25 protein-coding genes and 4 pseudogenes are annotated in these 24000 nt (G+C 67.7%); 17 read left to right on the top strand and 12 right to left on the bottom strand.

Features of this window, described 5'->3' with window-relative positions; translation table 11 throughout:
* Positions 1-89 precede the first annotated feature (89 nt).
* The 4 genes and pseudogenes from HK415_RS01885 to hemC all read right to left on the bottom strand — a co-directional run bounded on the left by HK415_RS01885 (position 90) and on the right by hemC (position 4091).
* On the bottom strand, positions 90-1343 hold the full coding sequence (locus HK415_RS01885) for a heme biosynthesis HemY N-terminal domain-containing protein (protein WP_171556562.1): 1254 nt from the start codon (positions 1341-1343) through the stop codon (positions 90-92).
* A 2-nt stretch (positions 1344-1345) separates the two neighbouring features.
* Positions 1346-2374 carry a uroporphyrinogen-III C-methyltransferase gene (locus HK415_RS01880; protein ID WP_373684522.1) on the bottom strand — a complete coding sequence of 343 codons (1029 nt, stop codon included), beginning with the start codon at positions 2372-2374 and terminating at the stop codon, positions 1346-1348.
* Positions 2375-2426: 52 nt separating this feature from the next.
* Positions 2427-3181 (bottom strand): annotated as a pseudogene (locus HK415_RS01875) (uroporphyrinogen-III synthase).
* 8 nt (positions 3182-3189) lie between these two features.
* Positions 3190-4091 (bottom strand): annotated as a pseudogene (gene hemC / locus HK415_RS01870) (hydroxymethylbilane synthase).
* A 125-nt stretch (positions 4092-4216) separates the two neighbouring features.
* Between hemC and ppc the strand changes: the two are divergent.
* On the top strand, positions 4217-6961 hold the full coding sequence (gene ppc, locus HK415_RS01865; RefSeq protein WP_171563083.1) for a phosphoenolpyruvate carboxylase: 2745 nt from the start codon (positions 4217-4219) through the stop codon (positions 6959-6961).
* 6 nt (positions 6962-6967) lie between these two features.
* Here ppc and HK415_RS01860 read toward each other — a convergent pair whose 3' ends face one another.
* Complete coding sequence (locus HK415_RS01860; RefSeq protein ID WP_171556561.1) at positions 6968-7258, bottom strand: DUF3297 family protein; 291 nt, start codon at positions 7256-7258, stop codon at positions 6968-6970.
* 375 nt (positions 7259-7633) lie between these two features.
* Here HK415_RS01860 and HK415_RS01855 point away from each other — a divergent pair, with 375 nt between their 5' ends.
* From HK415_RS01855 to HK415_RS26785, 6 genes are all read left to right on the top strand, one after another.
* Positions 7634-8158: a hypothetical protein gene (locus tag HK415_RS01855; protein WP_216369706.1), complete on the top strand. Its 525-nt coding sequence runs from the start codon at positions 7634-7636 to the stop codon at positions 8156-8158.
* Between the two features lie 263 nt (positions 8159-8421).
* Positions 8422-8670, top strand: coding sequence for a hypothetical protein (locus tag HK415_RS01850; RefSeq protein WP_171556560.1), 249 nt, complete (start codon positions 8422-8424; stop codon positions 8668-8670).
* Between the two features lie 36 nt (positions 8671-8706).
* Positions 8707-9192 carry a hypothetical protein gene (locus HK415_RS01845; protein WP_171556559.1) on the top strand — a complete coding sequence of 162 codons (486 nt, stop codon included), beginning with the start codon at positions 8707-8709 and terminating at the stop codon, positions 9190-9192.
* A complete protein-coding gene (locus tag HK415_RS01840) occupies positions 9167-9607 on the top strand; it encodes a hypothetical protein (RefSeq protein ID WP_171556558.1) in 441 nt (146 codons plus the stop codon). The genes HK415_RS01845 and HK415_RS01840 overlap by 26 nt, the downstream gene beginning before the upstream one ends.
* A gap of 97 nt (positions 9608-9704) precedes the next feature.
* On the top strand, positions 9705-10400 hold the full coding sequence (locus HK415_RS01835) for a HEPN domain-containing protein (RefSeq protein WP_171556557.1): 696 nt from the start codon (positions 9705-9707) through the stop codon (positions 10398-10400).
* Positions 10401-10424: 24 nt separating this feature from the next.
* Positions 10425-10793: a 4-fold beta flower protein gene (locus tag HK415_RS26785; protein WP_373684521.1), complete on the top strand. Its 369-nt coding sequence runs from the start codon at positions 10425-10427 to the stop codon at positions 10791-10793.
* An 11-nt stretch (positions 10794-10804) separates the two neighbouring features.
* Here HK415_RS26785 and HK415_RS01830 read toward each other — a convergent pair whose 3' ends face one another.
* The gene (locus HK415_RS01830) at positions 10805-11455 is read right to left on the bottom strand and encodes a hypothetical protein (protein ID WP_171556556.1); all 651 of its coding nucleotides are present in this window, start codon (positions 11453-11455) and stop codon (positions 10805-10807) included.
* Between the two features lie 105 nt (positions 11456-11560).
* Here HK415_RS01830 and HK415_RS01825 point away from each other — a divergent pair, with 105 nt between their 5' ends.
* From HK415_RS01825 to HK415_RS01800, 6 genes are all read left to right on the top strand, one after another.
* Positions 11561-11776: a methyltransferase family protein gene (locus tag HK415_RS01825; protein ID WP_171556555.1), complete on the top strand. Its 216-nt coding sequence runs from the start codon at positions 11561-11563 to the stop codon at positions 11774-11776.
* Positions 11757-11960: a hypothetical protein gene (locus HK415_RS01820; protein WP_171556554.1), complete on the top strand. Its 204-nt coding sequence runs from the start codon at positions 11757-11759 to the stop codon at positions 11958-11960. Before HK415_RS01825 ends, HK415_RS01820 begins: the two co-directional genes overlap by 20 nt.
* Positions 11961-11982: 22 nt before the next feature.
* Positions 11983-12414: a DUF1579 family protein gene (locus tag HK415_RS01815; RefSeq protein WP_171556553.1), complete on the top strand. Its 432-nt coding sequence runs from the start codon at positions 11983-11985 to the stop codon at positions 12412-12414.
* Between the two features lie 28 nt (positions 12415-12442).
* Positions 12443-12853: a hypothetical protein gene (locus tag HK415_RS01810; protein ID WP_171556552.1), complete on the top strand. Its 411-nt coding sequence runs from the start codon at positions 12443-12445 to the stop codon at positions 12851-12853.
* A gap of 63 nt (positions 12854-12916) precedes the next feature.
* On the top strand, positions 12917-13270 hold the full coding sequence (locus HK415_RS01805; RefSeq protein ID WP_171556551.1) for a hypothetical protein: 354 nt from the start codon (positions 12917-12919) through the stop codon (positions 13268-13270).
* Positions 13271-13272: 2 nt separating this feature from the next.
* Positions 13273-13743 carry an AAC(3)-I family aminoglycoside N-acetyltransferase gene (locus HK415_RS01800; RefSeq protein WP_171556550.1) on the top strand — a complete coding sequence of 157 codons (471 nt, stop codon included), beginning with the start codon at positions 13273-13275 and terminating at the stop codon, positions 13741-13743.
* Here HK415_RS01800 and HK415_RS01795 read toward each other — a convergent pair.
* The 3 genes and pseudogenes from HK415_RS01795 to HK415_RS01785 all read right to left on the bottom strand — a co-directional run bounded on the left by HK415_RS01795 (position 13740) and on the right by HK415_RS01785 (position 16793).
* Positions 13740-14948, bottom strand: coding sequence for an AI-2E family transporter (locus HK415_RS01795; RefSeq protein WP_309246541.1), 1209 nt, complete (start codon positions 14946-14948; stop codon positions 13740-13742). The two genes, HK415_RS01800 and HK415_RS01795, sit on opposite strands and share 4 nt — an antisense overlap.
* Before the next feature lie 43 nt (positions 14949-14991).
* Positions 14992-15730 (bottom strand): annotated as a pseudogene (locus tag HK415_RS01790) (LytR/AlgR family response regulator transcription factor).
* Between the two features lie 25 nt (positions 15731-15755).
* A complete protein-coding gene (locus HK415_RS01785; protein WP_171556549.1) occupies positions 15756-16793 on the bottom strand; it encodes a sensor histidine kinase in 1038 nt (345 codons plus the stop codon).
* Between the two features lie 108 nt (positions 16794-16901).
* On the opposite strand from HK415_RS01785, the pseudogene argH reads away from it, so the two are divergent.
* Positions 16902-18298, top strand: a pseudogene (gene argH / locus HK415_RS01780) (argininosuccinate lyase).
* 107 nt (positions 18299-18405) lie between these two features.
* Entirely contained in the window at positions 18406-19554 is a 1149-nt protein-coding gene (locus HK415_RS01775; protein ID WP_171556548.1) for an alpha-hydroxy acid oxidase, read from the top strand.
* Here HK415_RS01775 and HK415_RS01770 read toward each other — a convergent pair.
* Complete coding sequence (locus tag HK415_RS01770; RefSeq protein WP_171556547.1) at positions 19548-20519, bottom strand: BLUF domain-containing protein; 972 nt, start codon at positions 20517-20519, stop codon at positions 19548-19550. The two genes, HK415_RS01775 and HK415_RS01770, sit on opposite strands and share 7 nt — an antisense overlap.
* A 133-nt stretch (positions 20520-20652) precedes the next feature.
* On the opposite strand from HK415_RS01770, the gene dinB reads away from it, so the two are divergent.
* Together dinB and HK415_RS01760 are read left to right on the top strand one after the other, a co-directional pair.
* Positions 20653-21891, top strand: coding sequence for a DNA polymerase IV (gene dinB, locus HK415_RS01765; RefSeq protein ID WP_171556546.1), 1239 nt, complete (start codon positions 20653-20655; stop codon positions 21889-21891).
* Positions 21892-21989: 98 nt separating this feature from the next.
* Positions 21990-22253 carry a hypothetical protein gene (locus HK415_RS01760; RefSeq protein WP_171556545.1) on the top strand — a complete coding sequence of 88 codons (264 nt, stop codon included), beginning with the start codon at positions 21990-21992 and terminating at the stop codon, positions 22251-22253.
* 7 nt (positions 22254-22260) lie between these two features.
* On the opposite strand, the gene queF is transcribed toward HK415_RS01760, so the two are convergent.
* Entirely contained in the window at positions 22261-23106 is an 846-nt protein-coding gene (gene queF, locus HK415_RS01755; RefSeq protein ID WP_171556544.1) for an NADPH-dependent 7-cyano-7-deazaguanine reductase QueF, read from the bottom strand.
* Between the two features lie 11 nt (positions 23107-23117).
* A complete protein-coding gene (locus tag HK415_RS01750; protein ID WP_171556543.1) occupies positions 23118-23999 on the bottom strand; it encodes an alpha/beta fold hydrolase in 882 nt (293 codons plus the stop codon).
* Between the last annotated feature and the right edge of the window lies 1 nt (position 24000).

Below are 24000 nucleotides of genomic sequence, written 5' to 3'. Positions count from 1 at the left end.
CCTGCGGGCGCCGTTTTTTTTTGGTGTCGCGGTTCGCCTTCGGGCTCACCACGACCTACAGGGACAGCCCCACGGCAATTCGTAGGGAACTACTCCTCCGCCGCCCTCTTCCATGCCAGCGCCGCCCCCGGCGCATCCTCACGCTGCTCCGCCAGCTCCGCCAGCGCGCGCCAGGCATTGCGGTGCAGCTTGCGGTCCTGCAGGCCCAGCGCCGCCTGCGTCAGCAACTGCTGCGCCTTGCCCCACAGCTGCCGCTTCATGCACGCCATCCCGGCCAGGTACTGCAGCGTGGCATCGCGCGGATTCGCCTTCTGCGCCGCTTCGATGCGCGCCAGCCAGCCGCCGTCCACGGAGTCGAGCCCGTCTTCCAGCGCGCAGACCAGCTTCACGCGCAGCGATTCGCCCAGCTCGGCCTGCGCTTCCCACGCCGGCAGCAGCCATTCGCGGGCGATGCGCGCATCGCCGCGCAGCGACATCAGCCGTTGCGCCGCGTGGATCCCCACTTCCGGCATCAGCTGTTCGGAAGGTTCCAGTGCGCCCCAGGCGCGCTGCAGCTGCGCCACGTCGTAGGCGCCATTGAGCAGGTCGATGGCCAGCCCGCGCACGATGCTGCGCGCGGCCACCGGCGAGAAGGCATGGTGCTTGGCCAGCAGGCGCGCGGTCTCCAGCGCTTCCAGCGGCTGGCCGGCCTGGCGCGAGGCCCGTAACCTGGTGCGCAGGGCGACCGTGCGGCGGCCCGCGCCCACCGGCAGGCCCTTGAGCAGCAGCATGGCCGCTTCCGGGTCGCGGTCCTCCAGCGCCCAGCGCGCCGCGCGCAGCAGGGCGCCGTCGCGCGTTTCCTGGGCGTCGCGCGCGGACGCCTGCTCCAGCGCGCGCTGCAGGTGGTCCTCGCGCGCGCCGCGGTCCTGCAGCGCCTGCGCCGCTTCCGCCGCCAGGATGTGCGCGATCGCGCGCAGCTGGCTGGCGTTGCCGGGTCGGTGGCCGGACGACGTGAGCGAGGCCTCCTGGTCCAGCACCGCTTCGGCCGCCTTGCGGGCGCGGATGTAGCGCCCGGCCAGCAGGTGCGACAGCGTGTCCAGCAGCGCCGCGTGCATCGCGCGTTCCTTCTGCTGCGTGCGCCAGCGCAGCGCCTGCCGCGGCAGGTCGAACAGCGCCGAGAGCGCGCCCATCGCCGTGTGCACGACGAGGAAGGCGCCCAGCAGCAGGAGCAGCACCAGGTTGAGCGAGAGATCGATGCGGTAGGGCGGCCAGAACAGCGTGACCGAGCCCTGGTTGTTGCCCGCGAACAAGGCCCCCGCGACCGCGATCGCGAACAGGACCAGCAGCCAGAGCGCGGCGCGCACGGCTATTTCCCGCCGGCGGCCGTCACCAGCGCGGCCAGCGTTTCTTCGATGCGCGGCAGCTCCGAGCTGCGCACCTGGCCCTGCACCTGCTGCAGCTGCGTGGCCACCGCCTGCGTGCGGCGCGAGCTGGGGTCGAAGTACTTGTTCAGCGCCGCGCCGGCCGCTGCCACGTCGGCCCGGGCCGCGTCGTTCTGGCGCGCCAGCAGCGACAGCCGCACGTTCAGCAGCTTGAGCTTCATGTTCTCGCGCAGGAAGAAGGCCTGCTCGGGCGCGACCAGCATCGCTTCCGGCTGGTCGATGCGGTTGACGCGCACCAGGCCGCGCGCCTCCTCCGCCACCGCGTCGCGCCAGCGCTGCCACCACACGCCGGCGGCGGTGGTCGGCGGCTTGCGAGTCGGCTCCACCACCGCGCGCGCGGGCACGGCGTTGGCCAGCGGCAGTTCGTCCACCTGGCGCACGATGTCGTCGATGCGCGCCAGCAGGCCGGGCACGTCGGTCACGGTGGCGGCGCGGATGCGGTCGATGTCGCGGGCGATCGAGGCGCGCAGGCGCGCCAGCCGAGGCTGCGCGGCGCGGGCCAGGCGCTGGTCCGCGGTGCGCAGGGCGGCCAGCAGCGGTTCAGGGCTGCCGGTGAGCTGCGTCTGCTGCTGCGCCAGACGCAGCGCCGACTCGATGTCGACCACCAGGTTCTCGTCGCGCGAGCGCGAAAGGCTCTGGATCAGGTCTTCCAGCTGGGTGCGCTGCAGGGCGACTTCGGACAGGCGCGACTCCAGCACCAGCTGGCGGGCGGCGGCGTCGCGGGCGATGTCCTGCGCCTGGCGGGCCAGCGCCCGTGCTTCGATGGCGTTGGCGCCGGTGTCGGCACTCTGGCGGGCCAGCTGTTCCTGGATGGCCGACAGGCGCTGCCACAGCATCACGCTGGAGAGCAGCGCGGCGCCCGAGAGCAGCGCCAGCGCGAGCAAGGTGCCGCGCGAGACCGTGGCCGAACGCACCTGCGCCGCGTCCACCGTGGCCGGCACCGCTGGCCCCACCGGCAGCGCCGGGGAAGCTCGGAAGATGCAGGCGGCGAAGGCGGCAGCGAACTCATCGGCGCGATTCTATCGACGCCAACAAGTCCTCGAAGGCCGGACGGGACTCCCGCACCTCGCCGAAACCGAGCGCGCGCACTGCCGCGGCGATGCGCGGATGCGTCGCCAGCGCGCGGGCCCGCGACCAGTCCTGCCCGGGCAGCACCTGCTGCAGGTTGCCGGCCGCCTCCGAACTGCTGAACAGCCAGGTGGAGCCGTCGGTGGCGGCCTGGCGGGCGGCGGCCTGCTGCGCGGGCGTCCAGTGCGGCGCCTGCCGGGTGTAGGCGACCACCGTGTCGACCGCGACGCCGCGCGCCGCCGCTGCTGCGCGAGCCAGTCGCGGCCCTGGCTGCGGCCCTCGCTGTCGGCGCCGCGCACCAGCAGCAGGCGGTCGCCGGCATGGAGCTGGCCGCCCACCTGGTCCCAGAGGCTTTCGGAATCGAACTGGCCGGCGTCGGCCGCCGGTGCGTCGATGCGTTCGGCGGGCACGCCGGCCGCGCGCAGCGCCTCACCGGTCGCCGGCCCCGGCGCCCAGGCCCGGGCGCGGGCGAAGGGCGGCTGGCAGGCGAAGAAGCCCTGCACGGCATTGGCGCTGACGAACATCACGGCGGCGTAGTGGTCGGCATCGGCGGCCGCGCGCTGCAGCACGGCGGGGTCCGGCGGGCCGGCGATGGCCAGCAGGGGCAGGACCAGGGGTTCGAGGCCGTGTTCGCGCAGGCGCGCGGCCCAGCGTTGCGCTTCCTGCGATGGCCGCGTCAGGACCACCGCCATGGCGGCCTTCAGCGGGCGCCGCCGGCGCGCAGGCGTGCCGCGACCTGTTCGCCCAGGGCCGCGGCCTGCGCCAGGTCGGCGATGACTTCGGCGCCCTTGGCGCGCACCAGCACGCCGGCCTGGTCCGGGTCCCCCAGGCGGCTTCCAGCTGCAGGTATTCGCCTTCCATGCGCGCGTGGGCCGCCAGCGGCATGGAGCAGCTGCCGCCCATGGCGCGGCTGACCGCGCGTTCGGCGGCCACGCACAGCCAGGTGGTCTGGTGGGCCAGCGGGGCCAGCGCCGCGGCGACGTCGGGCCGCGCCGTGCGCGACTCGATGCCCAAGGCGCCCTGCCCTGCGGCGGGCAGCATCTCGGTAGCCTCGAACACGGCGCGGATCCGCGAACCCAGGCCCAGGCGCTTGAGGCCGGCGGCCGCCAGCACGATGGCGTCGTACTGGCCGTCGTCCAGCTTGCGCAGGCGGGTGTCGAGATTGCCGCGCAACGGTTCGATCTTCAGGTCGGGACGCAGCGCGCGCAGCAGCACCACGCGGCGCAGGCTGGAGGTGCCCACCACCGCGCCCTGCGGCAGGTCGGCCAGCTTGTCGTACTTGTTGGAGACGAAGGCGTCGCGCGGATCCTCGCGCTCCATCACGCAGGCGAGCTCGAAGCCCTCCGGCAGGTCCATCGGCACGTCCTTGAGCGAGTGCACGGCCAGGTCGGCCCGGCCTTCCTCGAGGGCGACCTCGAGTTCCTTGACGAACAGGCCCTTGCCGCCGACCTTGCTGAGGGAGCGATCCAGGATCTGGTCGCCCTTGGTCGTCATCCCGAGCAGCGCGATGCCGTGTCCGCGCTGTTCCAGCAGGGCCTTGACATGTTCGGCCTGCCAGAGGGCGAGCCGGCTTTCGCGCGTCGCGATGGTGAACTGGCTCACGTCGTAACCTGCTTGTAATCCATGGGGAAGGTCGATGCTAGCATCCCCGCGTTCCCAGAAACGAGAGCCCCCATGCCGCCTTCCGAGCAGCCCCCGTCAGGCGTGCCAAGGACAACGAACGCCCCCTGGTCGAAGACATCCGCCTGCTGGGCCGGATCCTGGGCGACGTGATCCGGGAACAGGAAGGCGTGGAGACCTTCGAGCTGGTGGAGCGCATCCGCAAGCTGTCGGTCGCCTTCCGCCGCGACCAGGACCACGAGGCGGACCGCGCGCTGAAGTCGCTGCTGAAGTCGCTCTCGGGCACGCAGGCCGTGCGCGTGATCCGCGCCTTCACCTACTTCAGCCACCTGGCCAACCTGGCCGAGGACAGGCACCACATCCGCCGCCGCGAAGTGCACGAGCGCGCCGGCGACACCCAGGAAGGCAGCATCGAGGTGGCGCTGGCCCGCCTGCGCTGGGCCGGCATCGGCGCCAAGGCCGTCTCGCAGACCCTGGCCCACAGCTACCTGTCGCCGGTGCTGACGGCGCACCCCACCGAAGTGCAGCGCAAGAGCATCCTGGATGCGGAACGCGACCTCGCCCGCCTGCTCACCGAACGCGACGAGATCCGCGCCCGCGCCCTGCCCCGCGACGCCCTGGCGCCGCGCGAGCTGGCCGCCAACGAGGTGCAGATGCGGGCCCGGGTGCTTCAGCTGTGGCAGACGCGCCTGCTGCGCTTCACCAAGCTCACGGTGGCCGACGAGATCGAGACCTCCCTGAGCTACTACGAAGCGACCTTCCTGCGCGAGATCCCCAAGCTCTATGGGCAACTGGAACGCGAGCTGGGCAACCACCCGGTGGCCAGCTTCCTGCGCATGGGCCAGTGGATCGGCGGCGACCGCGACGGCAACCCCAACGTCAGCGCCGACACGCTCGCCTACGCGCTGCGCCGGCAGTGCGAGGTGGCGCTGCGCCACTACCTCACCGAGCTGTTCTGGCTGGGAAGCGACTTCTCCATGTCGGCCCTGCTGGTGCAGGTGACGCCGGAGATGCAGGCGCTGGCGGACAGCTCGCCGGACCGCGGCGAGCACCGCATGGACGAACCCTACCGACGCGCGGTGACCGGCATGTATGCGCGCCTGGCGGCCACGCTCAAGGAACTCACCGGCGGCGAGGCCGCGCGCCACGCCGTACCGCCGCAGAACCCCTACCAGCACGCGGAGGAACTGCTGGCCGACCTGCGCACCATCCGCGATTCGCTGCTCGCGCACCACGGCAGCGCCCTGGTGCAGCAGCGCCTGAAGCCGCTGATCCGCGCGGTGGAGGTGTTCGGCTTCCACCTCGCCACCGTGGACCTGCGGCAGAACTCCGAGCAGCACGAGGAAGTGGTCGCGGAGCTGCTTTCGAAGGCCCGCGTGGAAGCCAACTACCGCAAGCTCGACGAGGCCGGCAAGCGCGAGGTGCTGCTGCGCCTGCTGTGCGACGCCCGTCCGCTGCGCGTGCTGGGCGCCGAATACAGCGAGCACGCACGCAAGGAACTGGCGATCTTCGAGACGGCGGTGACGATGCGGCGGCGCTTCGGCGCGCAGGCGATCCGCCACTACATCATCAGCCACACCGAAGCGGTGAGCGACCTGCTGGAGGTCATGCTGCTGCAGAAGGAAGTGGGCCTGATGCACGGCACGCTGGACGACCACGCCGGCATCGACCTGATCGTGGTGCCGCTGTTCGAAACCATCGAGGACCTGCGCAATGCCGCGCCCATCATGCGCGAGTTCTATGGTCTGCCCGGCATCGCGAAGATGATGCAGCGCTCGGGCGCCGAGCAGGACATCATGCTGGGCTACAGCGACAGCAACAAGGACGGCGGCATCTTCACCAGCAACTGGGAGCTGTACCGCGCGGAGATCGCGCTGGTGCAGCTGTTCGACCAGCTGGCCAACACGCACAACATCCAGCTGCGCCTGTTCCACGGCCGCGGCGGCACGGTGGGACGCGGCGGCGGCCCGAGCTACCAGGCCATCCTGGCGCAGCCGCCCGGCACCGTGCGCGGCCAGATCCGCCTGACCGAGCAGGGCGAGGTGATCGCCTCCAAGTACGCCAACGCGGAGATCGGCCGCCGCAACCTGGAAACGCTGGTGGCGGCCACCCTGGAAGCCACGCTGCTGCAGCCCACCAAGCCCGCGACCAAGGCCTTCTTGCAGGCGGCCGAGACGCTGTCGCAGGCGAGCATGCGCGCCTACCGCGCCCTCGTGTACGAGACGCCGGGCTTCGTCGATTTCTTCTTCAACGCCACCCCGATCCGCGAGATCGCGGAACTGAACATCGGCTCGCGGCCCGCCTCGCGCAAGGCGACGCAGCGCATCGAGGACCTGCGCGCCATCCCCTGGAGCTTCAGCTGGGGTCAGTGCCGCCTGACGCTGCCCGGATGGTTCGGCTTCGGTTCGGCGGTGGAGGAATTCCTGGGCGCGGGAGAGCGCAAGGAGCAGGTGGCGCTGCTGCAGCGCATGTACCGCCAGTGGCCCTTCTTCCGGGCCCTGTTGTCCAACGTGGACATGGTGCTGGCCAAGAGCGACCTGGCGCTGGCCTCGCGCTACGCCGGGCTGGTACCCGACGCCCGCCTGCGCCGCCGCATCTTCGGTGCGATGGAAGCGGAGTGGCAGCGCACGGTGGACGCGCTGGCCCTGATCACGGGCGAAAAGCAGCGCCTGGCCGGCAACGCGGCCCTGGCGCGCTCCATCCGCCATCGCTTCCCCTACATCGATCCCCTGCACCACCTGCAGGTGGAACTGGTGCGGCGCTGGCGCGAGGGGCAGGCGGACGAGCGCGAGCGGCGCGGCATCCACCTGGCCATCAACGGCATCGCCGCGGGCCTGCGCAACACGGGTTGAGGCGCGTCAGCTGACGGAGGGCGGCGCTTCCCCGGCGGCAGCGGCGTCCTCGTAGAAGGGCTCGACCTTGCCCTTCAGCTTGATCAGCAGCGGCTTGCCCTTGCGGTCCAGCGTCTTGCCGGCCGGCACGCGGATCCAGCCTTCGCTGATGCAGTACTCCTCGACGTCCTGGCGCTCCTTGCCGTTGAAGCGGATGCCGATGTCGTGCTCGCAGACTTCCTTGTTGAAATGCGGGCTGCGCGGATCGACCGAGAGGTGGTCGGGAAGGGGCGGCTTGGGGGTGCTCGGTTCGCTCATGGGGGTATTGTCGTGAAATCCGGAGGGGCGGTGGTTAGAGGCTCTCAGGGCTTCGGTGCCTTACCGGGGTCGGCGGGCAGGATACCTGTGCGGGGTTTGGCTGCGTTGTTAGGGAAGCCCGCTTCGCGCCGGAATGAACAAAACCAACGGCTACGGGTACCTACAAAAGGCCGCCTCTTCAGCCCGGCCACGGAGGTTCGATGTTATTCCGCAGCATTGCGGACTTTCATGGCTTTTTAGCGAAGGCTCGGTATGTCGTGGAATCGCGCAAGTTGTTATAAAGCTTGAAGTTGTGGCCGAAAGTGGAGGACTCGATGGGGAGCTGGCAGGGATGTTATTCCGCGGGGATGCGGACTAAATCAAGTTAGACCTCACGTGGCGCGCAGCGACATGAAGACCCGCACAACCCAGTTCATCCAACACCTGTCGCACGACATTGAGGATGAGAGCCTGGCGCAGGAGTACCTGGACGAATCCCTTCCGCTCATTGGGCTGGTGATCATGTTCTTTAACTCGCTAGAGAAACTGCTCGACTCCTTCCTCTGCGAGATCATCAGCGATCGTACGGACGCTCCCGGTTTGATCGTTATTCAAAAGCTCTCTTACTCCGCCAAGGTGGACTTGTTCAAGCGTTTCAGCGAGGATTTCCACCTTTCTAGTACCTTGAATCCGCGAGGCTTTGAAAATCTGATCGCTGAACTAGGCGAGGTCGCGAGTCTGCGGAATCTGGTGGTACACGCGGACTGGAATAGCACGGATCACGAGGGGTACACGTTTGTCCGGCTGAAGGCGTCAAAGACCGGCATGCTGCAGGAGTACGCGCAGTTCTCCGCTGAGTCTTTGGGGAAGATCGTGGATCGAACGTTGAAGGCCAAAGAGCTGCTGTCCGACTACTGGTAATGGCGATCGGACTGCCTTTCTAACCATTGAGGGACGAGGCGATGAGGTCTAACAGGTCGTTCGACGCGGACACGAAACGGCATTGCGCCGCAAGCCGTGCACGTGAGCATACGTCTTGCGGCGCAATGCCGCTTCGTGCCGGTCAACTCCAACGTTAGACCGCACTAGCCGCAATGTGGGCTTTCGTATTCGCCCGTTCGGCGGAGGCCGAGGTGTAGAAGGGAGAGGGACACTCTCGGCCATCCTGATGAGGAGACGCAGGGATGGCCTTGTACTTCCTGGACTACGACCTTCGAAAGGCTCGGGACTATCAGACGTTGTACGACGAACTCGCAAGGTTCCAAGCGGTCCGCGTACTAGAGTCGTCGTGGTGCTTCAATCGATTCAATACAAATTGCGCTGGGCTCCGCGACCACTTTAAGCAGTTCATCGACGCAGACGATGGTCTGAGCGTGGTGGAGGCGAACGACTGGGCGACCTACAAGGCGCTGGGTACACCGAAGAATCTATGAGGGTGGTCGACTCAATCACTTTGAACGGGGAACATCATGGGTGATCCGGAATTCGTCGACTTCGATGTTCGGATCGAATTCGTTCGTGGCGAGGGAGATCCGACCAGGGTCTTCCGTTCAATGGCCGGACTAATTGAAGCGTTCCAAAGATTGGACACTCATCTAGCCCCGATGCTAGGCGCCACCGTGCGGACCAGCCTCGTTCTTCAGGACATCGAGGCGGCCTCACTAAAGTCTCGTTTGCGAACGGTCATCGAAGCGATTCCGGACGAGCCGCTTAAGCAAGGTGAAATTAAGAAGTTGATCGGCCATTTCCTGCTACAGGGAAAGCACAAGATCCTTGATTGGTGTGCCGATCGAAAGGAGATCTCTGACCGAAACGAAGTGAAAGTTGCTGGAGGGAGAACTCAACAAGCTTGCGCAAGACACCGACCTAAAATTGCTACCGGCTTACGCACCCATCGACACACCTTCCCTGCTTTCGGATATCGCCGCGGTGAACGAAGCCATGGCGCCGCTTGAGCCGCGGGACCGGGCGTCGTTCGCCTCCGCCGAGGGCAAGTCGACCTTCAACCCGGAACTTGTCGTTTCCGGAGAAGTAATCCGGGAGATCGTGACTAAGGAGCGCCTTCAGAACACAGGGGAACGGATCCTGAAGGTGAAAAAGCCGGACTACCTGGGCACATCAAAGTGGGCGTTCAGGTATGGCGCACAGATGATTGAGGCGAAGCTTGGAGACGTCAAGTGGCTCCAAGACTTCCAGAATGGCGAAGTGAATCTTGCACCGGGAGACTCTCTGCGCGTCACGCTGAGCGAAGAAGTTTCCTATGGGTACGACGGCGAAGTCGTGCACACCGATTATGAGGTTCAGAAGGTGCATGGAGTTGTGAGGGGGCCGAGAGGAAGTCAGATTGGTCTCCTCGGAGATGCGCAGTGAGGGTGCGGTCTAACTGGTCCGTCGACTCGGAGTCGTTGCGGCAAGGGACCGCACAGTGCCGTTTCAAATCGCGCACCGTGCGGCCCCTTTCCGCAACGTGTCGGTCACCTTCACGTTAGACCGCACAATGACCGCCCTGCAGCAGTTCAACCGCAATGTCGACGCCTCAGACAAGCTCGTAGGCATGTACCGTCAGTTGCGAGGCTTCCGGAATCTTGGGGCGCGCGGCCGTCTCGACGCGCAGAATCAGGACCTGTTGTGGCTGCCGCGTTCTGCTGTGGTTGCGGCCATTTCCGCGCTGGACACATACGTGCATAGCGTCGTGAAAGAAAGACTGCCGCACCTGTTCGGGCCAAATAAGGTGGTTCCAGAATCGCTCGCGGAGCAACTGGCCTTGCTCATGCCCGTGCGGAATGCGAACACATTCCGGCAGGCGGTGCCGATTCTTCTCGCGCAAGACACCGTGGGTCAACTCTTGAAGAAGCTTGAAGACAACTACCTGCAGTTCCAGTCCTTCCAGGCGCCGGACAAGATCATCGAGGCGTACCGCCTGATTGGCTTCGACAACGTGTTCGAGCCAGTCTCCGATCTGTGGCCCGGGCCGAATACGACCGCTGAACACTTGAAGCGCCGGCTTGCGGGCTTTGTGCAGCGACGCAATCAGATTGCCCACGAGGGAGACCTCGAAGCAAATGGACAGCAGCGTCCAATGCAGCCGGACTACGCCATCGAGTGTCGCGAGTTCGTGGGGTCTTTGGTGAACCGTCTCAATCAAGTCGCCTATGCGGCCTAGAGTGGCAAGCGATGCCGGGGTCCTATGGGTGGGCGTCCGCCCGCTAACCGCGCGACGGTCATTCCTACGTCAGACAGCACAGAGGAGACAGCTTTGACACACATCTTTCGGTGGAACGGCGCGCCTGTGGGCTTCCTGAGAAACGGATCGTTTTTTGGCCCGAGCAGCGAGTATCTGGGGTGGGTAGAACAAGACGGAAGCGTGTGGGGCCACGACGGCCAGTACGTGGGCGAACTTGTCGACGGGGAGTACATTCTCCGGAACGCCATGCGAGTGCCGCCGATTCCGAGAATCCCTCGCATTCCACCCATACCTCCGATTCCTCCAATTCCGCCGATACCTCGCATTCCGAGAATTCCGCGGCCAGGCTGGGAGGATCCGTTTGAGAGCTGAGCCGGTGCTGTCTAACAGGTCGGTCGACTCGGACACGTTGCGGCAAGGGGTCGCACGGTGCCGTTTGAAATCGTGCACCGCGCGGCCCCTTGCCGCAACGTGCCGGTCACCTTCACGCTACAGCGCACATGACCTACTCGCGCAAGATTGTGCTTCACACACCAACGGCCTGAGTGGCCGCGTGGAGGAAGTGGCGCGCCACGAGATATTGCTCTCTTCGCGCCTCGCACGCCGATGGGCCCGCGCCGGTTCCCGCGATGGGGCGACGAATGACTAGCGAACCACGCGGCTCGGGTAACGAGAAAGACAATAGGCTTCACGACAGGCGCATCGGTGGATGAATTGTCCGTATTTTGATACTGGCCCAAGTATTGATCGCTCGGGCCGAAATAGTCGCACACAGTGACGTTGGACCGCTTCACGATCTTGACGCCTGCTCGAACAGTACCGAATGTGCCGTCAGGATATTCGATGTCTGCGAACGTGAACTTGTAGACGTTGGCCGCCTGCGCCGTGGCTATGAGGAGCAAACCGATGGCGATTGCGCTGCCGATGGCTTTGATGGCTTTCATGGATTTGGTCCCTTGAAGTGGAATCTCAAAATAGTGGACAAAGGCGAATGCTGTCAACGCGTTTGGCCGTTCGGCTTTGACCTGCGTCAAGGTTTTCGGCCGTTGTGCGTTCGCCCTGGGAATCCTCGGGTTGCTCTGGTGCGTCCGGGACTTCTACGTCTCTGGGTGTACCCTCGCTCCTTGGGCGCCCCCAGGATGCTGGCGGTCGTCGGGCTCTACCGCTACAGTCGCAATCCGATGTACGTATCGGTCGCCCTGATCCTTGCGGGCTGGGCCATTTCGTTCGGGTCCAAGGGCTTGCTCATCTACGCACTGGTCATCGCCGTCGCGGCGTTCCATCTGCGGGTGGTCCTGGGTGAGGAGCCGTGGCTGGCCCCACGAACTCGCCGCCTTGCGCGCGGCCGATTTTGACGAGGGCGACTCGTCCGCCGATGGAATGGAGCGCCTGTACAGGCTGTGCGACGAGCTGCATGCCGCTTTCGCGCCGATCGAGGCGGCGCCGCTGCTGCTCGCTTTCGCCGAACGGCTGGAGGACGTGTCGAGCCCTGGCCGGCCGGTCGAAACCGGCACGCAACGGATTGGCGCCGCAACGTAGCACAAACTCCCACGGAGAAGCCATGCCCGCCAACCGCATGTCCAGGTTCGAAGTCTTCATCGGCACCTGGAACACCAACGGCGAAGTCCTCGAGACGGAAGCCGGCCCTGCCGGCACCCTGTACGCCACCGACACCTACCGTTGGCTGCCGGGCAGGCATTTCATCGTCCATGACGTCGACGCGCGCTTCGACAACCAGCCCACGCGTTCCATGGAAGTCATGGGGTTCGACGCAATCAAGCAGCAGCATTTCGCCAGGTCGTTCGACGACCAGGGAACGACCGAAGTCTTCGTGCTTGCCCTCGACGGCCGGCGCTGGAGCATCGAGGGAAAGACCGTCCGGTTCCATGGCAGCTTCGATGCCCGGAAGAATCGCCTCGGTGGGCTTTGGGAACTCAAGGCAAGGAAAGCGGGCTGGCAGCCGTGGATCCAGCTCGAACTGGTCCGCACGTAGCCACATCTCGCGATAGAAAGGAAGACGGATGATCGCCGCCCTGTCCTTCACCGTGGCCTTGCTGGTCACCACGACCTACTTCATCCTCGGCTCCATCCCGCTGCTCGTCCTGAAGCACGACACGCCGCTGGACGCCCGCTTCGTGCGCGGCTTCTTCAACATCTACTACGTCGCGGCGGTCGTCACCGCCGGCGGAACTGCGATCAGCTATGCGTTCGCCGGACGGCCCGCACTGGCCACGGGAGCCGCCCTGCTCGCATTGCTCGCGCTTGCGTTGCGCAGGATGATCATTCCCAGGATGGACGCACTGGCGGCAGCCATCGAGTCCAGCGATCTCGCCGCCATCGCCGGATTCCGCAGGACGCACGTCGCGGCGATCCTGGTGAACATCCTGCAACTGGCGGTGATCGTGTGGAGCCTGACCGCGGCGCGCCTGTAGTCAGCAAGGAGGCGCAGTCGCGTCCGCGCTACGCTTCCTCCCTGGAACCCCCAGGAGCCCGCCATGCCCGAGCAACTTACCAAGCATCCGGAAGTGACGCTGCAGGTGCTGCGCAGCGCCGGCGCCCAGTGCGGCGAAGGGGCGCCGCAGGCCATCCTCACGCAGTGTCCACCCGCGCGCTTCTGCAAGCTGCCCGGCGGCGAGGTCTGCGTCTATGGCCTGGCGGACGCCCCGCGCATGACGCAGCTCTCGACCACGGACTGGCAGGCGGTGCAGCAGGCGCTCCGTCCCGCCGCACCACCATCGAACGCCTTCGGAACGCAGGACCTCGCCCTCGCAGGCGGCGCGCTCGCCGTGGGCCTCGTGCTCGGCGTTCTGCTGACGCGCCTCGGCCGGCGCGCTGCCCACAAGGAATGAACATGCCCCCGACGCCTTCCCCCACCGTCCGCCAGCTCGCGCCCGAGGACGAGTCCCTCATGCGGGCGATGCTGCGCATGTTCGGCGGGGCCTTCGACGAGCCGGACACCTACGGCCGCAGGCAGCCGGGCAGCGCCTACCTGCGGCAGCTGCTCGGACGCGACACCTTCATCGCGCTGGCCGCCGTGCAGGGCAGCGAGGTGGTGGGCGGCCTCGCCGCCTACGAGCTGCCGAAGTTCGAGCAGGAACGCAGCGAGATCTACATCTACGACCTGGCCGTCGCCGCCGCGCACCGGCGGCAGGGCATCGCCACGGCATTGATCCGGCACTTGCAGGAGATCGCGGCGCAGCGCGGCGCCTGGGTGATCTTCGTGCAGGCCGACCATGGCGACGACCCCGCGATCGCGCTCTATGGGAAGCTGGGCGCCCGAGAGGACGTCCTGCACTTCGACCTGCCGGTGGCTCCTCGCTAGGTCCCCAGCAGCTCGCCGATCGGCTTGAGGTGGTCCACGCGGTCGCACACCGCCTTGACGGCCATCAGGATCGGGATGCCGAGCAGCAGCCCCCACACGCCCCACAGCCAGCCCCAGGCCAGCACGCCGATGAACACCGCCACCGGGTTCATGCTGCTGGCCTTGCTGGTGGCCCAGGGCACCAGCAGGTAGCCCTCGATGGTGTTGATCAGGAGCGAGATGCCGCCCACCAGCAACGCCATGTTCACGCTGCCGAACTGCAGGAAGGCCACCAGCGCGGCCCCGCCGGTCACCGCGACGGAGCCCACGTAAGGCACCAGGTTCAGGATGCCGGCCGCCACGCCCCACACCGCGGCGTGCTTCACGCCGAGGATGGCGAAGGCGATGCCGGTGGCGATGCCGACGGCGATGCTGGCCACCAGCTGCACCAGCAGGTAGCGCTGCATCTGCGCGTTGATCTCGTCGAGCGCCTGCACCGTGAGCTTCTTCTCCGCCAGGCCGGGCCCGGCGATCTTGACCAGCTTGCGCCGGAAGGTGTCGCCCGAGATCAGCATGAAGTAGGTGAGGAAGGTGACCATCACCGTCTGGCCCACCATGCTGGCGAAGCCCAGCGTGCCGCTCCAGAGGTGCTCGCGCAGGTCGAAGCGCGGCTTTTCCACCACCACCCGCTGCACGCCGCGCGTGGCGGGCGTGTTGCCGCCCGCTTCCTCCGCGGCCTTCTCCAGTTCGGTGGCGGCCTTCTGCATGCTTTCCAGCGTGCTGTCCTGCTTCTTGCGCTTGCCCTGCTGCATGGCATCGCGCACCTTGCGCGCCGCGTCCGGCAGGGATTCGACCAGCTCGTTGGCGTCGTCGGAGAGCGAGTAGACGGAGGCGCCGAGGCCGCCCAGGATGCCGAGGATGAGGACGCCGGCGGAGACGACGCGAGGGATCTTCATCCGTTGCAGCCAGTCCACTAGCGGCGACAGGGCGTAGCTCAGGACCATGCCCACCATCAGCGGGATGAAAAAGCCGCTGGCGAGTTTCAGGACGGCCAGCACGGCCAGCACCATCAGGACGCCCAAGGCCGCGCTGCGCACGTTGGCCGGCATGTGCAGCAGCACGTGCGGCGGCTGCCGCGGGTCCACGGGGGTGCGGGGGAGGTCGTCGATCTCGGACGGATCGACGGATTCGGAAGGAGCGGAAGGAGCGGAAGGTTCGGAACTCACGTTTGCATCATGCCTGCTGCGAGTCCCCGTTCCTCTGTTGAAATCAGCTCGCCAGTGCCTCCCGCACTGCGCTGAGCTGGCGGCGCGACACCGACAGGGATTCTTCGACCCCGTTCAGGCGCACGGCCCAGCCCTCGCCCTCCTCCGCGTCGAAATGCTTTTCGAGCGCGCGGACGGCACGCCTGGAGACCAGCGCATTGCGGTGCACCCGCAGGAACTGGCCGCTGTGGCGCTCCTCGAGGTCGCTGAGCGAACCGTCAAGGATATAGCTTCTGGCGGCCGTGCGGACGGTGATGTACTTCAATTCGGCCTTGAAATACAGCACCTCGTTGACCGGCACGCGCTCCGTGCGGCCGCGGTCCTGGATCACCAGCACTTCCTGTTCCGGCTCGGGCCCGCCGGCGCGCCCCCTGGCGGGCCTTCTCCACCCGGCCCAGGGCCTGCTCCAGCCGCTCCAGCCGCACCGGCTTGGTCAGGTAGTCCACCGCCTCCAGCTCGAATGCCGTGACGGCGTGTTCGGCATAGGCCGTCACGAACACCACCGCCGGCGGCTCGGGCAGCGTGCGCAGCACCTGCGCCAGCGCCAGTCCGTCCGCGCCGGGCATGTGGATGTCCAGCAACACACCGTCGTATCCCTGGCGCCGCAGGTGCTCCATGGCCTGGGCCGCGTTCGCCGCTTCCCCCGCCACTTCCGCCGCCGGCGCCTTGCATTCGGCCAGCAGCGTACGCAATCGCGAACGCGCCAGCGGTTCGTCGTCGACCAACAACATCTTCAGGCCCATCTCTGCCCTCCGTCCTCGTTATTGTTCATGCCGGAACCTCCATCCGCACCTGGTAACGCCCATCGATCAGTGCCGTCTGGAACTGCGCCTGCACGTCGTGCAGCAGCCGCAGCCGGTCCCTCACGTTGTCCAGCGCCACGCCGTGCCCGGGGCGTCCCTGCCCCGAGGGAACCGTGTTCGTCACCTTGATGACGACCGTGCTGCCCCGGCGCTGCGTCGTGACCTTCACGTCGGCCCCGGTCGGACTCGGCTCCACGCCGTGCTTGACCGCATTCTCCACCAAGGGCTGCAAAAACAAAGCAGGCACTTTCGCCTTGCCCGCATCCGGATCGATCGCCCACTCCACCCGCAGGCGCTCGCCGAAGCGCACCTGCTCGATATCCAGGTAGTGGCGGGCCACCTGCACTTCCTCCGCCAGCGTCGCCGAATCGGCCTTGGCGACCAGGACGTGGCGGAACAGCTCGCTCAGGTCCTCCAGCAGGTGTTCGGCCCTTGCCGGGTCCTCGCGCACCAGTGCGATCGCGCTGTTGAGGCTGTTGAACAGGAAATGGGGGCGGATGCGCGCCTGCAGTTCCGCCAGCCGCGCCGCCGTTTCGGCCGGCATGCGGCCCTTGGCGCGCAGCACCAGGGCGGACACCACGATGCCGGAGAGGAAGGCGCCCGCCAGGGCGGAGGCCACCCAGGGCATGGGCCGGGGCGGAAGCACCAGGGCCAGCAGGCCGCAGCCCGCCAGGCCCGCCAGCGCCCCCAGCAGCACGCCCGCGACCTGCTGGCCGAAGGCGGGCAGGCGCGCGAACACGTTCTTGCCGCCGCAGGCGATCGCCAGCCAGCCCAGGGTGGCCGGCAGCGCCGCCCCACTGAGCACGGCCACCCGTTCGACCCAGGCTTCCAGGCTCGGGCCGGAGAACATCGCGCCGATGGCCATCACCGCCTCGACGAACAGCACGGTGCGCAGCACCACGCCCACATGGCAGGCGTCGAACAGCATCACCGGGCGCGGCGGGGCTGCCTTCGCGGGGCGGTTCAGTTCCTGGAACGCGGATAATAGTTGCGAGTCGTCCATCAGACCTTCAGGCAACGCTCGCGCGCGCCTGCTCCGGCCCTCCTTCGGCCTTCATTATTCGGTGAATCGACCCTCCTGCCCACCCGCCAGCGCATACGTGCAACCCCTATGAGCCAACTCGATCACAAATCCGAGGCGTGGTCCGCCCTGTTCAGCGAGCCCATGAGCGACCTCGTGAAACGCTACACCGCCAGTGTGTTCTTCGACAAGAGGCTGTGGCAGGCGGACATCGCGGGCTCCCTGGCGCACGCCGCCATGTTGCAAAAGCAGGGTGTCATTTCCGCAACGGATCTGGCCGACATCCGCCGCGGAATGGAGCAAATCCGTCAGGAAATCGCTTCCGGGGGCTTCGAATGGAAGCTGGACCTGGAGGACGTGCACCTGAATATCGAGGCCCGCCTGACCCAGCTGGTGGGCGACGCCGGCAAGCGCCTGCACACCGGGCGCAGCCGCAACGACCAGGTCGCCACCGACGTGCGCCTGTGGCTGCGCGGCGAGATCGACCTGATCGCCGACCTGCTGGTGGACCTGCAGAAGGCCTTGCTGAAGATCGCCGAACCGAACGTGGACGTGGTGCTTCCGGGCTTCACCCACCTGCAGGTGGCGCAGCCGGTGAGCTTCGGCCACCACATGCTCGCCTACGTGGAGATGTTCGCCCGCGACCACGAGCGCATGCTGGACGTGCGCAAGCGCCTGAACCGCCTGCCCCTGGGCGCCGCGGCGCTGGCCGGCACCAGCTATCCCCTGGACCGCGAATTCGTGGCCAGGGAGCTGGGCATGGACGGCGTCTGCCAGAACTCGCTGGACGCCGTGAGCGACGCGACTTCGCCATCGAGTTCACCGCCGCCGCCTCGCTGGTGATGGTGCACGTGAGCCGGATGTCCGAGGAACTGATCCTGTGGATGTCGCAGAACTTCGGCTTCATCAGGATCGCCGACCGCTTCACCACCGGCTCGTCGATCATGCCGCAGAAGAAGAACCCGGACGTGCCGGAACTCGCGCGCGGCAAGACCGGCCGGGTGGTGGGCCACCTCATGGCGCTGATCACCCTGATGAAGGGCCAGCCCCTGGCCTACAACAAGGACAACCAGGAAGACAAGGAGCCGCTGTTCGACACGGTCGACACGCTCAAGGACACGCTGCGCATCTTCGCCGAGATGGCCGGCGGCATCACCGTGCAGCCACAGGCCATGGAGCAGGCGGCCCTCAAGGGCTACGCCACCGCCACCGACCTGGCCGACTACCTGGTGAAGAAGGGCCTGCCCTTCCGCGATGCGCACGAGACGGTGTCGCACGCGGTCAAGGCCGCCGTCTCGCACAACTGCGACCTGTCGGAGCTGCCGCTGGCGGTGCTGCTGCAGCAGTTCAACCCGGCGATCGGCAAGGACGTCTACGACGCCCTGTCGCTGCGGGGTTCGCTGAATGCGCGCAACACGCTCGGCGGCACGGCCCCGGCGCAGGTGCGCGCGCAGATCGCGCGGCACCACAAGCGCCTGGGCGCCTGAGGGCGATGTCCGGGCGCGGACGAGAAATCGTCCTGCGCCCGCCAAGAAACTTCAGGGGCGCGCGCTGGAGCCGCTACGATTCCCCGCCATAGCCGAGGAGACCTCTCTTGCCCGTCATCACCAACATCGAGGACCTGCGCGTCCTCGCCAAGAAGCGCGTGCCGCGCATGTTCTACGACTACGCCGACTCCGGCTCGTGGACCGAGAGCACCTACCGCGCGAACGAGGCGGACTTCGAGCGCATCCTGCTGCGCCAGCGGGTGGCGGTGAACATGGAGGACCGCAGCACGCGCAGCACCATGGTCGGCCAGGAGGTCGCCATGCCGGTGGCGATCGCGCCCACGGGGCTGACCGGCATGCAGCACGCCGACGGCGAGATCCTCGCGGCCCAGGCGGCCAAGAAGATGGGCATCCCCTTCACGCTGTCCACCATGAGCATCTGCTCGATCGAGGACGTGGCCGAGGCGACCGGCCGCCATCCCTTCTGGTTCCAGCTGTACGTGATGCGCGACCGCGGCTTCATCGAGGCGCTGATCGACCGCGCGAAGGCGGCGAACTGCTCCGCGCTGGTGGTCACGCTGGACCTGCAGATCCTCGGCCAGCGCCACAAGGACCTGAAGAACGGCCTGTCGGCGCCGCCCCGCCTCACGCTGCCCAACATCCTGAACATCGCAACCAAGCCGCGCTGGGCCCTGGGCATGCTGGGGACCAAGCGCCGCCAGTTCGGCAACATCGTCGGCCACGTCAAGGGCGTGGAGAACATGGGCTCGCTGTCGGAGTGGACGGCCAAGCAGTTCGACCCGCGCCTGTCGTGGAACGACGTGCAGTGGATCAAGGACCGCTGGGGCGGCAAGCTGATCCTCAAGGGCGTGCAGGACATCGAGGACGCGAAGCTCGCGGCCGACTCCGGCGCCGACGCGGTGATCGTGTCCAACCACGGCGGCCGCCAGCTCGATGGCGCGCCCTCCTCCATCTCGGCGCTGCCGCAGATCGTGGACGCGGTGGGCGACCGCATCGAGGTGCACATGGACGGCGGCATCCGCTCCGGCCAGCACGTGCTCAAGGCGATCGCGCTGGGCGCGCGCGGCACCTACATCGGCCGGGCGATGCTGTACGGGCTGGGCGCCATGGGGCAGCCGGGCGTGGAGCGCGCGCTGGAGATCATCCGCAACGAGCTGGACCTGTCGATGGCCTTCTGCGGCCGCACCAACATCCGCGACGTGGACCGCAGCATCCTGCTGCCCGGGACCTACTGAGCGCCGAGCGCGGAGCGCAGCGAGTCGCCCACGTTGGAGCTGTTGGCCGCCTGCTGCCAGCAGGCCAGCAGCGGCTCGATCGCGTGCCAGCTCGACTCCCACTCGCGCGAGTCGGCGATCGCCAGCTGGTAGGGGATGCGGAAGCGCCGCGCCAGCGTGTTGGGCAGGGTGTGCATCTCCGGCATGCTGGCCACGCCCACGATGACGGGCGGGTGCGACAGCGTCGAATAGGCGCGCAGCACCCTTTCCATCAGCTCCAGGTTGCGGTCGCCGTCCACCGACAGCAGCAGCACGAAGTGCGAGTAGTCGGACATGAAAGCGCGCGTGAGCGGCACGCTCAGGCCGTGGCGCGCCATCGCGATCACGCGCAGCACGCGGCCGCCCTGCTCGAAGTCCACGTAGTTGGTGCCGACGTCCAGCGCGTGCGCGCCGGCGAAGCGGCGGTGCACGACTTCGGTTTCGTGGTGTTCACCGAGCCAGTTCACCAGGTCGAAGGAACTGGTGCCGGCGGCGGAGCACACCAGCACGCGCTGGAAGGCATCCGGGTCTTCCTGGCGCATGGCGCCGGGGTGTTCCATCGGCGTGGACAGGCGCCGCCAGATCGCGGCCGGCGAGAACTCGCGGCCGTCGTCCACCTGTTCCTTCAGGATGCGCACGCGGTCTTCCATGTCGGCCGGGGTTTCGTTGCATTGCACGACCGCCATCGACCAGGGGCCGGCGAGCATGCGCGGGCCGCGGCTGCGGTGCACCACGCGCAGGTCGTGGTGGCGGGAGTCGCCGGCCACGCGGTCCATGATCTTCAGCAGCTCGGGGCCGGGGCCTTCCTTCCACTGCACGAACCAGCCGGACTGGTACAGCAGCGCGGTGGCGATGCCCGCCGGTTCGTTGTGCTTCAGGGCACTGTGGCGGATCTTCTCCATTTCGGAGTAGACGGACTGCGTGATGCGGGCCTGGCTCGCGTACATGATCCGGGCGACCGGGCCTTCGCCGCTCGCCGCTCCGTGGATTTCTTCCCAAGCGTGCATGGACGTAAGCAACTGCAACTTCCATGCCGCCGGGTCGGGCCGCCTTCGATAGCAGAATGCTGTCTGGAAACCCATGCGCCGCATCGCACACCTGGACATGGACGCCTTCTTCGCGTCCGTCGAACTTCTCCGCTATCCGCAGCTGAAAGGTCTTCCTGTGGTGATAGGCGGCGGCCGGCGGTCGGTGGACGACCTGCTGCTGCGGCGGTTCGCGGACCGGCCGGTTTCCCAAATCCCGGTCGATGCATTCCCACTCCTGAGAGATTACGTGGGTCGCGGCGTGATCACCACGGCGACCTATCCGGCCCGCCAGTTCGGCGTGGGCTCCGCCATGGGCATGATGAAGGCCGCCAGGCTGTGCCCCCAGGCGATCGTGCTGCCGGTGGACTTCGACGAGGTGCGCCGCTATTCGCGCAGCTTCAAGTCCGTGATCCGCGAGATCGCGCCGGTGGTGGAAGACCGCGGCGTCGACGAGGTCTACATCGACTTCACCGAGGTCCCCGGCGGCCAGCGTGAAGGCGGGCGCGTGCTGGCGCGCCTGATCCAGAAATCCATCTTCGAGGCCACGGGGCTGACCTGCTCGATCGGCGTCGCGCCCAACAAGCTGATCGCGAAGATGGCGAGCGAATTCAACAAGCCCAACGGCATCTCGATCGTGCACGAGGCGGACGTGCAGGCGAAGATCTGGCCGCTGCCGGTGCGCAAGATCAACGGCATCGGGCCCAAGTCCGAGGAAAAGCTGCACAAGCTGCACCTCCACACCATCGGCGACATCGCGGCGCAGTCGCGCGAATGGCTGGTCGACAACTTCGGCCAGGCCTACGGCGCCTGGATGCACGACGCCGCCTGGGGCCGGGACGACCGGCCGGTGGTCACCGAGAGCGAGCCGGTCTCCATGAGCCGCGAAACCACCTTCGACCGCGATCTGCACGCGGTGCGCGACCGGGCGGAGCTGGGCGCGATCTTCACCGACCTGTGCACGCGCGTGGCCGAGGACCTGCGGCGCAAGGGCTACGTGGGCCGCACCATCGGCATCAAGCTGCGTTACGACGATTTCCGCACCGCCACCCGCGACCAAACGCTGGACCACTACACCGCGGACCCCGGCACGATCCGGCGGGCGGCCGGCCAGTGCCTGAAACGGGTGGACCTGGACCAGCGGCTGCGGCTGCTCGGGGTGCGGGTCGGCAAGCTGGCGAAAGCCGACGCCGTGCCGGCCACGGCGCCGGAGGCCCCGGCCGCCCCGCCGCTGGCGGCCGAGCACACCCCGGACCTTTTTCACGGGACCCAGGCCGCCCGGGACGCCGGCTGACAGCGCCCTACGCCCTTTGCCCGATGGACAGGGGCTTACGCGGAACTTACAGTGAACCGCAAGCCCCCGCCGTGCCGGGGGCCACCTGCGGAGGCCACATGGACCTGGATTCGCTTCAGCGCATCAAGCGGTGGACCGTGCGCCACCAGGGGGACCATCCCGTCGAATACCACGCGTGGGACACCATGCTCACGCTCTGGCTGGTGGGCTGGGTGGGCTGGGTGCCGGCCTTCACCTTCGACGCGCTCTGGGCCGCGCCGCTGCTGGCCCTGTCCATGTTCGCGCCCACGCTCTATGTCACCTGGCGCGTGAAGGCGCACCAGTCCCGGCGCCTGCGCTGCGACTGGATCGGCGTCCGCTAGCGAAGCTTCACTGGCGCGCCGTGCGGATGTTCGCCGGCAAGGCCATGGGATGGCTGGTGCGCAGCGGGTTGATGTCCAGGCCGCCCCGGCGCGTGTAGCGCGCATAGACCGCCAGCCGCGAGGGCCGGCAGCGCCGCCAGATGTCCATGAAGATGCGTTCCACGCACTGCTCGTGGAACTCGTTGTGGTTGCGAAAGCTCACCAGGTAGCGCAGCAGCCCCTCCTGGTCGATCTGCGCCCCGGTGTAGCGGATCTGAACCGAGCCCCAGTCGGGTTGCCCCGTCACCAGGCAGTTGCTTTTCAGCAGGTTGCTCACCAGCACTTCCTCCACCGGCTGCTCGCCCTCCGCCGCGCGCAGCAGCTCCGGCGCCGGCGTGTAGTGCGTGCACTCGATGTCCAGCCGGTCCAGGCTCAAGCCATCGAGTTCGTGCACCGGCTCCTGGTCGAACAGCTCCGGCAGCAGCAGCCGCACGCCGATGGTCGAGGGCGCGGGCGCGCCGCGCCACACCGCTTCGCTCAGGTCCGCACGCAGGCGCTCGCGCACTTCGTCGGCGCTGGCGAACACGGTGCCGTTGTAGCTTCCCAGGTAGAGCTTGAGCGACTTGCTCTCGATGATGTTGGGCGTCTCGCAGGGAACGGTGAAGTGGGCGATGGCGACCTGCGGCTTGCCCCGCTTGTTGAGCCAGCTCAGCTCGAAGGCCGTCCACAGGTCCGCACCGAAGAAGGGCGGCGGGCCGGAGACGCCGAGCTCCTCGCGCTTGGCGGCGCGGGCGATGGGAAACAGCAGGCTCGCGTCGTACTGGTCGGCATAGCGCACGGGCTTGCCGAGCTGCGACTGGTCGGGAGAGGTCATCGGGTCCTAGCCTAGCGCCAGATGCGGCAGCAGGGGTCCAGCAGGCGCTCGACCACGGCTGGCGGAAGGTCATGGCCCATGCCGGGAATGGCGACGAAGCGGGCGCCGGGAATGCGCCGCGCGGTGTCTTCGCCGCAGGCCACAGGCACCAGCGGATCGTCGGCGCCATGCAGCACCAGAGTGGGCGTGCGGATCCGCCGCAGTTCCTCCGCGCGCGTGCTGTCGGCGACCACCGCCGCGAGCTGCCGCGCGCTGCCCGCGGGCCGGTAGCCGCCGCGGCGCACCGATTCCAGGATGCGCTGGCGCAGGTCCTCGGCGCTGGTGGGATAGCCGGGGCTGCCGATCGCCTGGAACACGCGGACGTAGTGCGCGAGCACGGTGGGCTCGCTGCGGTCCTTCGGGCGGCTCAGCAGCACCTGCAGCACGCGCGGCTGCGGACCCGGCAGGGAACGCGCGCCGCTGGAACTCATGATGCTGGTGAGCGTCAGCACGCGCTGCGGCGCCGCCAGCGCCATGCGCTGCGCGATCATGCCGCCCATGCTGGCGCCCACCACGTGCGCCTGCGCGATGCCGAGCGCATCGAGCACGCCGAAGGCATCGGCAGCGAGATCGGCCAGCGTGTAGGGCGCGCGCACGGACATGCCGAAGCGCAGCTTCATGCTCTCCCACCGGAGGTTGGGCGCGCCCAGGTGGTCGAAGCGCGCCGACAGCCCGATGTCGCGGTTGTCGAAGCGCACCACGCGGTGGCCCGCCCGCACCAGCGCGTCCACCAGCGGCTGCGGCCAGGCCGTGAGCTGCATGCCCAGGCCCATGACCAGCAGCACGGGCGGCCGGTCGCCCACCGGGCCCGTGTCCTCGACCTCGATCGCGAGGCCGTTCGCCTGGACCTTCATC

The organism is Ramlibacter montanisoli (genome assembly GCF_013087525.1).
Classification (GTDB): domain Bacteria; phylum Pseudomonadota; class Gammaproteobacteria; order Burkholderiales; family Burkholderiaceae_C; genus Ramlibacter; species Ramlibacter montanisoli.
Note: the sequence above shows the minus strand (reverse complement) of the source record. Positions and strands in the feature narration are given on the sequence as shown.